The sequence below is a fragment of the Nocardioides pelophilus genome, from assembly GCF_014180685.1.
Lineage (GTDB): Bacteria > Actinomycetota > Actinomycetes > Propionibacteriales > Nocardioidaceae > Nocardioides > Nocardioides pelophilus.
On record NZ_JACEHF010000032.1, the window covers coordinates 1 to 12,815 of the forward strand.

General features: G+C 70.9%; 11 protein-coding genes, 1 tRNA gene, 1 other RNA gene and 1 pseudogene. 10 read left to right on the forward strand and 4 right to left on the reverse strand.

The genetic code is table 11. The features are described 5' to 3' along the window. Both H0488_RS08300 and H0488_RS08305 read left to right on the forward strand, forming a co-directional pair. A pseudogene (locus tag H0488_RS08300) lies at positions 1-577 on the forward strand (type VII secretion integral membrane protein EccD); the annotation flags it as partial. A gap of 1 nt (position 578) precedes the next feature. After that, on the forward strand, positions 579-767 hold the full coding sequence (locus tag H0488_RS08305; protein ID WP_183098816.1) for a type VII secretion protein EccB: 189 nt from the start codon (positions 579-581) through the stop codon (positions 765-767). Between the two features lie 2 nt (positions 768-769). Here H0488_RS08305 and H0488_RS08310 read toward each other — a convergent pair whose 3' ends face one another. From H0488_RS08310 to H0488_RS08320, 3 genes are all read right to left on the reverse strand, one after another. Further along, positions 770-2,164, reverse strand: a complete 1,395-nt coding sequence (locus H0488_RS08310) for a phospholipase D-like domain-containing protein (RefSeq protein ID WP_183098817.1) — start codon at positions 2,162-2,164, stop codon at positions 770-772. A 135-nt stretch (positions 2,165-2,299) separates the two neighbouring features. After that, on the reverse strand, positions 2,300-2,938 hold the full coding sequence (locus H0488_RS08315) for a M15 family metallopeptidase (RefSeq protein ID WP_183098818.1): 639 nt from the start codon (positions 2,936-2,938) through the stop codon (positions 2,300-2,302). Between the two features lie 94 nt (positions 2,939-3,032). Beyond that, positions 3,033-3,117 (reverse strand) — tRNA-Ser (locus H0488_RS08320). 70 nt (positions 3,118-3,187) lie between these two features. Here H0488_RS08320 and ffs point away from each other — a divergent pair. The 7 genes from ffs to H0488_RS08355 all read left to right on the forward strand — a co-directional run bounded on the left by ffs (position 3,188) and on the right by H0488_RS08355 (position 9,409). Next, positions 3,188-3,278: signal recognition particle sRNA small type (gene ffs / locus H0488_RS08325), an RNA gene on the forward strand. A 69-nt stretch (positions 3,279-3,347) separates the two neighbouring features. After that, positions 3,348-5,318, forward strand: a complete 1,971-nt coding sequence (locus H0488_RS08330; protein WP_183098819.1) for a DNA polymerase III subunit gamma and tau — start codon at positions 3,348-3,350, stop codon at positions 5,316-5,318. Between the two features lie 45 nt (positions 5,319-5,363). Then, positions 5,364-5,756, forward strand: coding sequence for a YbaB/EbfC family nucleoid-associated protein (locus H0488_RS08335; protein WP_183098820.1), 393 nt, complete (start codon positions 5,364-5,366; stop codon positions 5,754-5,756). Between the two features lie 8 nt (positions 5,757-5,764). Beyond that, a complete protein-coding gene (gene recR, locus H0488_RS08340) occupies positions 5,765-6,361 on the forward strand; it encodes a recombination mediator RecR (protein ID WP_183098821.1) in 597 nt (198 codons plus the stop codon). Continuing rightward, the gene (locus H0488_RS08345) at positions 6,358-6,975 is read left to right on the forward strand and encodes a DUF5063 domain-containing protein (RefSeq protein ID WP_183098822.1); all 618 of its coding nucleotides are present in this window, start codon (positions 6,358-6,360) and stop codon (positions 6,973-6,975) included. The genes recR and H0488_RS08345 overlap by 4 nt, the downstream gene beginning before the upstream one ends. 60 nt (positions 6,976-7,035) lie before the next feature. Beyond that, entirely contained in the window at positions 7,036-8,325 is a 1,290-nt protein-coding gene (locus H0488_RS08350; protein WP_183098823.1) for an aspartate kinase, read from the forward strand. A gap of 52 nt (positions 8,326-8,377) precedes the next feature. Continuing rightward, positions 8,378-9,409 (forward strand): aspartate-semialdehyde dehydrogenase, encoded by a 1,032-nt coding sequence (locus H0488_RS08355; RefSeq protein ID WP_183098824.1) that lies wholly within the window; start codon positions 8,378-8,380, stop codon positions 9,407-9,409. Between the two features lie 15 nt (positions 9,410-9,424). Here H0488_RS08355 and H0488_RS08360 read toward each other — a convergent pair whose 3' ends face one another. Next, positions 9,425-10,417 (reverse strand): hypothetical protein, encoded by a 993-nt coding sequence (locus tag H0488_RS08360; RefSeq protein WP_183098825.1) that lies wholly within the window; start codon positions 10,415-10,417, stop codon positions 9,425-9,427. Positions 10,418-10,583: 166 nt separating this feature from the next. Between H0488_RS08360 and H0488_RS08365 the strand changes: the two genes are divergently transcribed. Continuing rightward, a complete protein-coding gene (locus tag H0488_RS08365) occupies positions 10,584-12,815 on the forward strand; it encodes a calcium-binding protein (RefSeq protein ID WP_183098826.1) in 2,232 nt (743 codons plus the stop codon).

Consider the following 12,815-nt stretch of genomic DNA (forward strand, 5'->3'; position numbering starts at 1 on the left):
CCTCGCCGACAGCGGCGCGACGGTCGCGGTCTCGATCCTCCTGGCGCTCGTGGTGCTCGCGGGCAGCGCGCTGCCGACGGTCGCGGTCGCGGTCGGTGTCGGCCGAGCCGAGGGGCCTCCGGTCGACGCCCACCAGGTCGGTGCGCTGGTGTCCCGCTCGGAACGGATCCTCCTCGTCGGCTCGGCCGGTGTGGGGCTGGTCGCGCTGCTGACGGTGCCCGTGGTCGCCGGAACCGTTCCCGGCGCGGTGCTCGCGGCCGACTGCTGCGTCGTGCTGCTGCTCCGGGCGCGTCGGCACCGCTGGTGGTCGCAGGTCCTGGTCGACGCGGCGGGCGGGCTGCTCGGTCTGTTGGCGGTCGCCGCCACCGTGCTGATCCGCGACCCCGTGGCCAGGCCCTGGATCGTCGCGGCGCTGCTGACCGGCGGGGTGGTGACCTGCGCCGTCACCCGGCTGCCGGCCCCGCCCCAGGTGCTGTGCGCCCGGGCGCTCGACCTGCTCGAGACGCTGGTCCTGGTCGCGCTGGCGCCCCTGCTCCTGCTCGCCACCGACGGCCTCGCCGCGGTGAGCGGAGCCTGAGGTGGCCACCAACAAGGAGCTCCTCGAGGCGGCCGCGTTCCACCGGCGCCGGTTGGTCGCGGCGCTGCTCAGCGGTTCGCCGTACGACGAGCCGCCCCGGCTGCTGCGCGCCGTGGCCGCGGGCGTGCTGCTCGCGCTGGTCGCCGTGGCCGTGGCGCTGGTGGCGGGCTACCTCGGCAGCCCGCCGTGAGGTCAGTCCTCGTTGCAGGGGATCCAGGGGTCGGGCTGGTCGTGGGTCCAGTTGAGGTTGCTGTGGTTCTTCACGACCTTCCAGCGCGCGACGTACTGCTTGTAGAGCTTGAGGCTCCGCACGTTGAGGGTGTTCTCGTCACCCTTGGTGAGGGAGCCGGTGGCCCAGTTGGCGGTACCGGTCCACACGCCGGCGTACTTGCGGTTCTTGCCGTAGGTGCCCTTGATCGCGACGTTCTTCATGTGGGTGCGGGTGTTGACGCAACCGTCGAGGTCGGAGCTGTCCCACCGGCTGTCCCACAGCTCGATGAGCCCGGAAGCCCGCGCGGCCTTCATCCGTGACAGCAGGCCGCTGTCGACGGCGCCGAAGATGATGTGGACCTTGCAGCCGTTGAGCGCCAGGCTGCGGATCTTGTCCCAGATGTAGTTGCCGCGGTGGCCGTTCCACCAGAACTGCTGGATGTAGAGCTGGGTCGGCCCGAAGGCGCTCGAGCAGCGGACCTTGCGCAGGTCGACCATCAGCGGGTCGCGGTCCTTGCCGACGCCGATCATCGGGAAGATCCGGGTGGTATAGGGGCCGTCGACCAGCTCGACCAGCTGGCGCCCGGCTCGCTTCTGGCGCGTCATCAGCCGGTGGATCTTGACCATGAAGTCGAAGGTCTTCGGGCGGTTCTTCATGACGACCAGGTCGTTCCAACCGAGGTTGGCGCCGCCGGCGTTCAGGTTCGACGACGACGTCATGACGACGAAGCGGGCCGTGCCGCTGTTGGACATCGCGTAGATCTTCGAGTGCATGTTGGCCTCGGCCCCGCCGCGGCAGCTGCCCGAGCACTTGAGGATGTAGCTGCGGTCCCGGCCCCACGTGACGTCGGCGCCGTAGTCCTCGGCGAGGCTGCGGGTCACCTGGCGCGACGTCATGACCGGCAGCTCGCTCGCGTCACCCTTGGTGCGCAGGCCGCCGTGCTCCTGGGAGAGGGGCCGGTTGCACCGGCCGGCCTTCGGGTCGTTGTCGGCGATGCCGTTGTTGTCGCGGTCGCGGACGTTGTCGGCGTTGAGGTAGGTCACGAGCTTGCGGAACGGCCGGGACGCGACGTCGCGGTCGACGATCACGCGCACCGACACGCCGCGCCGGCAGGCGGCGATGAGCGCGTCAGCGCTCTTCTTGCGGTCGAACAGGTAGCCGGTCACCAAGATGACGGGGCGCGGGTCCTTCGGCGTCGGGCGGACGTGCCGGAACGCCTCCTCGACGCGGCGGATGACCGACGTGTTCTCGGCGTCGGTGCCCCATGGTTCCGGGACGTTGTACGACGCTCCGCCGGTCGGCTCGTAGCTGTTCGCGGGAACAGCGAGCAGAGTGAACGGCAGCAGGACCGCCAACAGCAGGACGGTTCGACGCATGGAATAGATCCCCCAACTCCGGGTTCGCGGACGGCGGGTGCAGCGGCCCGCGGGCAAGCAGATCGTAACTGCCCTCGTTGAACTTCGTGTCACGGTAATGGAACCCCGGGTCGGCCGGAGGCACAAATCGCAAGGTCAGGTCGAGCGGCCGGCCGCCGCGCCGTGGTCGTCGATCGGGCCGTAGCGGGCGCTGGGGGCGCCGGTCAGCAGCGCCCAGTACCGGTCGCCGTACGACCAGTGCCACCACTCGGTGGGGTAGTTGACCAGCCCGACGGCCCCGAGCACCTCCGCCAGCAGGTCGCGGTGGGCGCGTGCCGCCGCCGTGATGCCCGCCGCCGCGAAGTAGCAGGCCCCGTCGGACTCCTCCGGCGTCGCGTCGACGGAAGTGCCGAGGTCGAGCTCCGTCCCGTCGGCGTCGACCAGGGTCAGGTCGACGGCGGCCGCGGCCACGTGGGGTGCGACGTGGATCGGGGCGACGAACCGGCTGATGAGCTGCTCCAGCTCGATCGCCGAGGCGTCGGGGTGCGCGGCGGCGACCTGGTGCGAGTAGCGCTCGATGATCCCGCGCTGGTCGGGGTCCGACCGGTGCCCCTCCACCACCCGTAGGCAGATCCCGTCCGGCAGCGCCCGGTTCGCGGCGCGGAGCCGGTCCGCGAGCGCCGCCCGCACCCGGGCCCGGGCCGGTCCGAGGTCCGGCTCCAAGGTCACCAGCGGCTCCCCGCACTCCTCGACGGGGATCGCGCTCACCCGAGGATCGGACAGCAGGATCGTCATGGGGGACATCGTGGCCTGCCGCCGGGAAAACGACGACGCCCCGGACTTCTGACGAGGTCCGGGACGTCGTGGGGATCGTTGTCGGCCCCAAACGCGGAGGTAGGGGGATTCGAACCCCCGAGGGCGTTAACCCAACCCGCTTTCCAAGCGAGCGCCATAGGCCACTAGGCGATACCTCCGCGGAGGAGGTTACCGGCCGGGTGACCAGCCGATGAAATCGCCTTGGCCGGCATCATCTAGAGTTGGAGCAACCCCCCGTGCGGCGGCATCTCGCCCAACTCCCCCAGGGTCGGAAGACAGCAAGGGTAAGCGAGCTCTGTCGGGTGCATGGGGGGCCTTCAGTTTTCCTGCGGCGGACCGTCGGCCGATGCGGTGTGCTCGTGTCGGCAGCGGTGGTTAGGGTTCAAGCGTGGAAACCCCGCTCGCCCTCTACCGCCGCTACCGGCCCGAGTCCTTCGCCGAGGTGATCGGGCAGGAGCACGTGACGGAGCCGCTGCGCGCCGCGCTGGCCGGCAACCGGGTCAACCACGCCTACCTGTTCTCCGGTCCGCGCGGGTGCGGCAAGACCACCAGCGCCCGGATCCTGGCGCGTGCGCTCAACTGCGAGCAGGCGCCGGTCGCCGATCCCTGCGGCGAGTGCGACAGCTGCCGTGACCTCGCCCGCAACGGGTCGGGGTCGATCGACGTCATCGAGATCGACGCGGCCTCGCACGGCGGGGTCGACGACGCCCGCGAGCTGCGCGAGAAGGCGTTCTTCGCGCCGGTGCGGAGCCGCTACAAGGTCTACATCATCGACGAGGCGCACATGGTGACCACGCAGGGCTTCAACGCCCTGCTCAAGCTGGTCGAGGAGCCGCCGCCCCACCTGCGCTTCATCTTCGCGACGACCGAGCCCGACAAGGTGATCCCCACCATCCGGTCCCGCACCCACCACTACCCGTTCCGGCTGATCCCGCCGCGCCTGCTGTCGTCGTACCTCTCCGAGCTGTGCGAGCGCGAGGGCGTCACGATCGAGCCCGCGGCGCTGCCGCTGGTGGTCCGGGCCGGGGCCGGGTCGGCCCGCGACACGCTCTCGGTCCTCGACCAGCTGCTCGGCGGCGCCGGGCCCGCCGGGGTCACCTACGACCTGGCGAGCGGCCTCCTCGGCTACACCCCCGACACCCTCCTCGACGACGTGGTCGACGCGTTCGCCGCGGGTGACGGGGCGTCGGTGTTCGGCGTGGTCGACAAGGTGATCGAGACCGGCCAGGACCCGCGCCGGTTCACCGAGGACCTGCTGCGCCGGCTGCGTGACCTGGTCATCGTCTCGGCCGTGCCGGACGCGCCGGCCACCGGCCTGATCGACGTCTCCGACGACCAGGGTGAGCGGCTGGTCGCCCAGGCTGCGCGGTTCGGCCGGGCCGACCTCACCCGTTCCGCCGACCTGGTGGCGGCCGGGCTCACCGAGATGAGGGGCGCGACCGCGCCCCGGATGCTCCTGGAGCTGATCTGCGCCCGGGTGCTGCTGCCGGGGGCCGACCACAGCACCGACGGTGTGCTCGCGCGGCTCGACCGGCTCGAGCGCCGGATGTCCATCGCCACAACGCCCGTCGAGGCGGCGCCGGCCGCCCCGGCCCGTGCCAGTGACCCTGCTCCCGCTCCCGCTCCCGCTCCTGCGGCGCCGGTGGCGACCGCGGCGCCCATCGAGCCCACGCAGGTGCACGAGCCGGAGCCCGAGCCGGAGCCGGAGAGGGAGCGCGAGCCGGAGCCCGAGCGGCCCGCGTCCGTCGTACCCCCGGAGGCCCCCGCCCACGACAGCCAGCCCGCGGCCCGCCATCCGGCCAGCCCGCCCGGCACGCTGTCGCTGGTCGACGTGCGGCGGCTGTGGCCCGACGTGATCGCGGCGACCCAGCGCAAGCGGCGGGTGACCTGGATCCACCTCACCCAGAACTCCCAGGTCGTCGGCTTCGACGGCACCACCCTGACGCTCGGCTTCAACAACGCCGGCGCCCGCAGCAGCTTCGACGGCGGCAGCGCCGAGGTGCTGGAAGAGGCGATCCGCGAGGTCGTCGGTGCGCAGTGGCGGATCGAGACCATCGTCGACCCGGGAGCCTCGGCCGGCACGTCCGCCCCGCCGCCCCGAGCCCAGCCGGCCGCGCCGTCGGCGCCGTCGGAGCCCGCTCCGTCGGAGCCGCACGACGCAGCCGGGTCGTCGCCGGCTCCCGAGCCGCCGGTGTCGCGTCGCCCGCGGATGGCCGACATCCAGGCCGAGCCCGAGGTCGCGCACGACCCCGATGCAGCGGTCGACCGCGACGACGCCGACGTCGACACCGAGTCGGGCGCCGACCTGCTTGCGCGCGAGCTCGGCGCCCAGGTGATCGAGGAGATCCCCAACGGATGACTCCACCCACGACTCGACAATGACTCCACGGAAGGCAGCACACCCATGACTCAGAACCCGTTCGACGCGCTCGGCGGGGGCGGCCTCGACCTCGGGGCACTGCTCCAGCAGGCGCAGCAGATGCAGGAGGACCTCCAGGCGGCCCAGGCGCGCCTCGCCGAGGCCACCGTGGAGGGTTCGGTCGCCGGCGGGATGATCACGGTGACCGTCAACGGCACCGGCGAGCTGACCGGCGTCACCATCGCTCCGGGAGCGCCCGGGACCGACGGCGACGCCGACGACCTGGCCGATCTCGGCGACCTGGTCGTCGCGGCCTACCGCGACGCCCGGGCCAAGTCCGACGCCCTCGCCGAGCAGACGCTCGGTCCGCTCGCGGGCGGGCTGCCCGGGATGCCGGGCGGCGATCCGGGCTCGGCCCTCGGTCAGCCCGGGTTCTAGGCCTCCCGGTGTACGAAGGCGTCGTCCAGGACCTCATCGACGAGCTCGGCAGGCTGCCGGGTGTCGGACCCAAGAGCGCCCAGCGGATCGCGTTCCACCTGCTCCAGGCCGACCCGGTCGACGTGAAGCGACTGGCCGACGTCCTGATCGAGGTCAAGGCGCGGGTCAAGTTCTGCGCCACCTGCTTCAACGTGTCCGAGGACGACCTGTGTCGGATCTGTCGGGACAGCAGACGCGATCCGAGCATCATCTGCGTGGTCGAGGAGTACAAGGACGTCGTCGCGATCGAGCGGACCCGTGAGTTCCGCGGCCGCTACCACGTGCTCGGCGGGGCGATCTCCCCGATCGATGGCATCGGCCCCGAGCAGCTGCACATCAAGGAGCTGCTCACGCGGCTCGGCGACGGTGCGGTCACCGAGGTGATCCTGGCGACCGACCCGAACCTCGAGGGCGAGGCGACGGCGACGTACCTCACCCGGATGTTGGGCCCGTTGGGGTTGCGCGTCACGCGGTTGGCGAGTGGACTCCCGGTAGGCGGTGACCTCGAGTACGCCGATGAGGTCACCCTTGGACGAGCATTTGCAGGAAGGCAGGCGGCAACATGACCCAGCAGCTCCCCGGCCAGGCGGCTCTGGAGGCCCTGCTCGCCGTCGAGACCGAGACGGTGCGGTTCGCCGACGAGATCGCCAGCTCGGTGGCGACCTTCCTCGACGCCCTGCGGGTGATCGCGACCCAGGCGACGGCCGGGCAGTCGATCCCGTTGCTCCTGCTCCAGATCAGCCAGGTGTCGCTGGCCGGCGCCCGGCTCGGTGCCCAGCGCGACTTCGCTCCGCGCGACGAGTACCAGCCTGACGTGGGGCCGGACGCCGACCTCGACGACCTCCGGCTGCAACTCGCCGAGCTGCTCGGCAACGTCGATACGATGAGCTACGTCTTCGACCCCTACCAGCCCGAGCTCGTCGAGAGCCAGCTCTCCGACGACCTGGCCAGCATCGCGAGCGACCTCGAGCTCGGCCTGCGCCACTACCGCGCCGGCGATGTCGAGGAGGCGCTGTGGTGGTGGCAGTTCTCCTACGTCTCGTCCTGGGGAGCGCTGGCCGGCGCCGCGATGAAGGCGCTCCTCTCGATCGTCGCCCACGACCGGCTCGACGTCGACAACGACTCCGAGCTCGACCAGATCGAGGCCGCGGCCGCGGCCTTGGACGCCGGCGGGGCGTAGGGCCCTTCTCTCGGTAGAATCGCGGGGCATCTTCCCCGTCGATCCAGGAGCGCATCCGAAGTGGGCATTGTCGTGCAGAAGTACGGCGGCTCGTCGCTGTCCGACGCCGACGCCATCAAGCGGGTGGCCCGTCGGATCACCGAGGCCAAGCGGGCAGGCAACGACGTCGTCGTCGCCGTGTCGGCCATGGGTGACAAGACCGACGAGCTGCTCGACCTCGCCGCCGAGGTGAGCCCGCTGCCGCCGGCCCGTGAGCTCGACATGCTGCTGACCGCGGGTGAGCGGATCTCGATGGCGCTGGTCGCGATGGCGATCTCCGACCTGGGCTTCACCGCGCGCTCTTTCACCGGTTCCCAGGCGGGCGTGATCACCGACTCGGTCCACGGCAAGGCGAAGATCATCGACGTGACGCCCGGCCGGATCCGGGGGGCGATCGACGAGGGCCACATCGTGATCGTGGCCGGCTTCCAGGGTGTGAGCCAGGCGACCAAGGAGATCACCACCCTCGGCCGCGGCGGCACCGACACCACGGCGGTGGCGCTCGCCGCGGCGCTCGAGGCCGACGTGTGCGAGATCTACACCGACGTCGACGGCGTCTTCACCGCTGATCCGCGCATCGTCCCGACCGCGCGCAAGCTCAACTCCGTCACCTACGAGGAGATGCTGGAGCTCGCCGCGTCGGGCGCCAAGGTCCTCCACCTGCGCTCGGTCGAGTACGCCCGGCGCCACAACATCCCGATCCACGTCCGGTCGTCGTTCAGCACCCTCGAGGGCACGGTTGTCTCGGGCAGCATCAACGACCCCGACCGAGTTGAAAAAGAGGGCAGCATGGAAGCACCGATCATCGCCGGCGTCGCCCACGACCGCAGCGAGGCCAAGATCACGGTCGTCGGCGTGCCCGACAAGGTCGGCGAGGCCGCCGCGATCTTCAACGCCCTGGCCGGCGCCCAGATCAACCTCGACATGATCGTCCAGAACGTCTCGGCCGCGGCGACCAACCTCACCGACATCTCCTTCACCCTGCCGCGCACCGACGGTCAGACCGCGATGGCCGCGCTCGACGAGCTCAAGGACGCGATCGGGTTCGAGTCGCTGCTCTACGACGACAAGGTCGGCAAGATCTCGCTGATCGGCGCCGGCATGCGATCCCACCCCGGCATCTCGGCGAAGTTCTTCACCGCGCTCGCCGAGGCGGGCGTCAACATGGAGATGATCTCCACCTCGGAGATCCGGATCTCGGTCGTGATCGACGAGGACGACGTCGACGCAGCCGTCCAGGCCGCCCACACGGCGTTCGACCTCGACGCCGACGAGGTCGAGGCCGTCGTCTACGGCGGCACCGGCCGCTGACGCCGTACGAAACTCGCTCGCGCAATCCGCGAGCGGTCGGAAGGATTCACCCATGAAGATCGGAATCGTCGGTGCGACCGGCCAGGTCGGCGTCGCCATGCGCCAGATCCTCCTCGAGCGCGCCTTCCCGGCCGACGAGGTGCGGTTCTTCGCCTCGGCCCGCTCCGCCGGCACCGTGCTCCCGTTCGGCGACCGCGAGATCGTCGTCGAGGACGCCGCCACGGCCGACCCGACCGGTCTCGACATCGCGCTGTTCTCCGCGGGGGCGACCACCTCGCGCGCGCTGGTGCCGTCGTTCGTCGAGGCGGGCGTGATCGTCGTCGACAACTCCTCCGCCTTCCGCAAGGACCCCGACATCCCGTTGGTGGTCTCCGAGGTCAACCCCGAGGCTGCGCAGGCCGTGTTCGCGGCCGGTCGCGGCGTCATCGCCAACCCGAACTGCACGACGATGGCCGCGATGCCGGTGCTGAAGCCCCTGCACGACGAGGCCGGGCTGGTGCGACTCATCGCCTCGACCTACCAGGCCGTCTCCGGCTCCGGCGTCGCCGGCGTCGAGGAGCTGGCCACGGGCATCAGTGCCGCCGGCGACAAGGCTCGCGAGCTGGCCTACGACGGCGAGGCCGTCGCGTTCCCCGAGCCAGGCGTCTACCAGCGGACGATCGCCTACAACGTGCTCCCCTTCGCCGGCAACCTGGTCGACGACGGGCTCAACGAGACCGACGAGGAGCAGAAGCTCCGCAACGAGTCGCGCAAGATCCTCGGCATTTCCGACCTGCGGGTCTCCGGGATCTGCGTCCGGGTGCCGGTCTTCACCGGCCACTCGCTGGCCATCAACGCCGAGTTCGAGCGGCCGCTGCCGGTCGCCCGCGCTCGCGAGCTGCTGGGCGGCGCCCCGGGCGTCGAGCTCACCGACATCCCGAACCCGTTGCAGGCGGCCGGCAAGGACCCGTCGTACGTCGGGCGGCTCCGTCAGGACCCCGGCGTCGACGACGACCGCGGCCTCGCGTTGTTCGTCTCCAACGACAACCTGCGCAAGGGCGCCGCGCTCAACACGGTGCAGATCGCCGAGCTGGCGCTGCGCTGACCCGGCCGAACGCCGCTAGGCGTCGCCTGGTTCGACGAAGGTCTCGGTGACCCAGACCGAGGCGAGGTACGACCCCACCCCGATCACGGGGACCACGATCAGCATCGACCAGTGGTCGAGCACGTCGATCAGGAACAGCAGCGACACCACTGCCACCAAGCCGACTGCCAGGAAGCTGCTGCTTCCCGGGTCGGGGATCGTGAACAGCTTGAGCATGGTGCTGCCGAGCAGGATGCACAGGACGAAGGTCGCGACCAGCAGCGCGAAGCCGGGACCGCCGCCGCACGACGACGTGTCGCGGATGGCCTCGCAGCCGCGCAGCGAGAGCCAGGTGAGCACGACCATGACCAGGCCGACCACAGCGCCGGTGACCGCGGCCGCCGGGTAGGTCGCGAGCAGGGGCTCCGTGGCGGCACGGGCCACGATCTCGGCGTCCTCGCGCTCGATCTGGCTCACCGGCTCCGGTTCGATGGGGGGTGCCAGCTTCGCCCTCGGCCGCGCTGCCTTCTTGACCGGCTTGACGGGCTCGGTCGCCTTGGCGGCCGGCGTGGGCTTGGCCGCGGCCTTGGGGACGGGCTTGGGGGCGGGCTTCGTGGCCACGGGCGAGGCCGCGGGCGCGGGCTCGGGCTCGGGTGCGGGTGCGGGCTCCGGCTGCGCCGCCTCAGGCTCCGGCTGCGCCGCCTCGGGCTCCGGCTCCGGCGCGGGCTCCGGCGCGGGCTCCGGCGCCTCGAGCTCCTCGGTCAAGGGTTCCTCGACCGACACCTCGACGGTCTCCTCGACCTGCACGTCGGTCGGTTCGTCGACCGGTGCCTCCGCGGGTGACGCGGCGGGCGCCTCGTCGACAGCGGTCTCGTCAGCGGGCGCGGGCGGCTCTGACGCCGGGCGGTCTGGGCCAGCGGGCGCCGCTGGGGTGCTCTTGGAGGTCCCCACGGCGTCCGGCTTCTTCTTCCGCCCGAACAGCTTGGGCGGCTCCAAGCTGAGCTTCAGCTTGTCCTGCTCGTCCGACATGGGGTGCAGTTTGTCACGAAGCCCCCTCCGTCGGGACCACCGCTCACATCCGCAGGCCCGCGGAAATCATCCATGTGACGCATTTCCACCGAGTCGCCGTACTGGCAGGGTGGCGCGCGTCGGTGCTGCTCGGGGGCGTGTAACGGAGCAAGCATGGGGTGACGGCATGGGGATGAAAAGCGCGCGCACGTGGGTCGCGGCAGGTCTGTTGGGCACGGCGGGAGTGGTGGCGCTCGCGCCGCCACCCGCCCACGCGGTGGGCGGCACCGTCCTCTTCGACGTCGGAGGACTGCTCATCGACGTCGACCCGGGTGGTGACCGGGTCTCCGTCTTCGAGGTCGGGACATCGCTGCGGGTCGCCGGGGACAAGGGGATGACCCTCACCACCGGTGCCCCCTGCTCCCAGGTGAACGCGTTCGTCGTCGAGTGCCCGAAGGCCGCCGTCGACTTCTACGAGGTGGACGGCAGCAACGCGGCCGACACCGTGCTGGCGAACGGGACCGACGTCAACGGCGAGTTCTTCCTCGGCGGGGGCAACGACTACCTGCAGGTGGGCCGCGGGCAGGACTTCATCCACGGCGAGGCCGGGGTCGACCAGATCTCGTACAACGCCCGGACAGCTCCGGTCTCGGTCAGCCTGAACAACGTGAACGACGACGGTGAGGCCGGCGAGGAGGACTACATCTTCGACGATGTCGAGGTGGTCCACGGGGGGAGCGGCGACGACGTCTTCAGGGGCAATGCCGATGCCAACGAGTTCCGCGGCGGGTCCGGCAACGACAAGTTCTACGGGACGGTCGGAGCCGCCGACCTCTTCGAGGGCTACCTCGGTTTCGACAGCGTCGAGTACGACGTGCCGGCCGGCGTGCCGCTGAACATCTCCCTGGACGGCGTCGCGAACGACGGTCCGATCGGACAGGGCGACCGGATCCTCACCATGGAGATGGCGATCGGCGGCGCCGGGGACGACGTGATCACGGGCAGCCTCGAGCCGGACTGGCTCGTGGGCGGCGGCGGGAAGGACACGCTGCGCGGGCTGGCCGGCGGCGACGTCCTCTTCGCCGAGGGCAACGGGTCGACGATGGACGGCGGCGACGGCTGGGACGAGCTTCGCGCCTACAAGGGCACGTTGAAGCAGCTGATCGGCGGCGACGGCACCGACACCGTGACCTACGCCGGCTACGTCGAGTGGGACTTCTCCACCGAGGACTACGCCACGCAGCCCGTCGTCGTCAGCATCAACGGCACCGCCAACGACGGCTACGCGGGTCAGAAGGACAAGGTCCACACGGACGTCGAGAACGTCGCCGGCACCCATGGCTACGGCGACACGCTGACCGGCAACGGGGGCGCGAACGAGCTCCACGGCTTCGGCGGCAACGACACGCTCAACGGCTCCGGGGGCGACGACGTCCTCTATCCGCAGCAGGTGTTCGGGCCGGCGACCGACAAGGACGTGCTGAGCGGCGGGAACGGCAAGGACGTGGTCTCCTACGCCGGTGAGAGCGCCGATGTCTCGGTGTCGATGAACAACACGGCCGACGACGGCCCGGCCGGTGACTTCGACATGGTCAAGGGCAACGTCGAGGGCATCCAGGGAGGCTCCGGCGACGACACGCTGACCGGTCGCGGCTCCGCGAACACACTCCTCGGCGGCCCCGGCAACGACGACCTGTCCGGGCTGGGGGGCAACGACGTCCTGAACGGTGAGGGCGGTGCCGACGACCTCTCCGGCGGGACCGGGAACGACACCGTGTCCTACGCGAACCGGCTCGCCGGCGTCACGGTGACCCTGAACGGCGTCGCCGGTGACGGCGCGGTGGGCGAGGGCGACCACGTCGCTTCCGACATCGAGAACATCGTCGGCGGCTCCGGAAACGACCTGCTGGTCGGATCGCACGGGGTCAACAGGATCTATGGCGGCTCCGGCAACGACACCCTGGAGGGGCTGGACGGCAACGACCTGCTCGACATGGGTGACGGCAACGACACCGTCGAGGGCGGCGGGTTCAAGGACGGCGCGGACAAGGTCATCGGCGGGAACGGGGTCGACACGGTCGACTACCAGCACCGGTTCGCCCCGCTCAAGGTGGTGCTCAACGAGTCCGGCGGCGACGGCGAGGCCGGGGAGAACGACACGGTGAAGAGCGACGTCGAGAACGTCGTCGGAGGCAGCGCCGACGACACGATCACCGGCAGCCTCTACGCCAACACGCTGTCGGGCGGCGGTGGTGCCGACACGATCTCCGGTGGCGACAACCACGACACCCTGTACGGCGGCAGCGGGGACGACACGCTCGACGGCGGCGCGCACACCGACTTCGCCGATGGCGGCGCCGGCGACTTCGACCGCTGCCTGAACGTCGAGTCCAGCGTCAACTGCGAGTTCTTCCTCTAG

What these genes read in the sequence shown, in the direction of transcription:
- H0488_RS08310 (WP_183098817.1), bottom strand. Translation starts at nt 2,164, where the DNA reads ATGCGTCGAACCGTCCTGCTGTTGGCGGTCCTGCTGCCGTTCACTCTG.
- H0488_RS08315 (WP_183098818.1), bottom strand. Translation starts at nt 2,938, where the DNA reads ATGACGATCCTGCTGTCCGATCCTCGGGTGAGCGCGATCCCCGTCGAG.
- H0488_RS08335 (WP_183098820.1), top strand. Translation starts at nt 5,364, where the DNA reads ATGACTCAGAACCCGTTCGACGCGCTCGGCGGGGGCGGCCTCGACCTC.
- H0488_RS08345 (WP_183098822.1), top strand. Translation starts at nt 6,358, where the DNA reads ATGACCCAGCAGCTCCCCGGCCAGGCGGCTCTGGAGGCCCTGCTCGCC.
- H0488_RS08355 (WP_183098824.1), top strand. Translation starts at nt 8,378, where the DNA reads ATGAAGATCGGAATCGTCGGTGCGACCGGCCAGGTCGGCGTCGCCATG.
- H0488_RS08360 (WP_183098825.1), bottom strand. Translation starts at nt 10,417, where the DNA reads ATGTCGGACGAGCAGGACAAGCTGAAGCTCAGCTTGGAGCCGCCCAAG.
- H0488_RS08365 (WP_183098826.1), top strand. Translation starts at nt 10,584, where the DNA reads ATGGGGATGAAAAGCGCGCGCACGTGGGTCGCGGCAGGTCTGTTGGGC.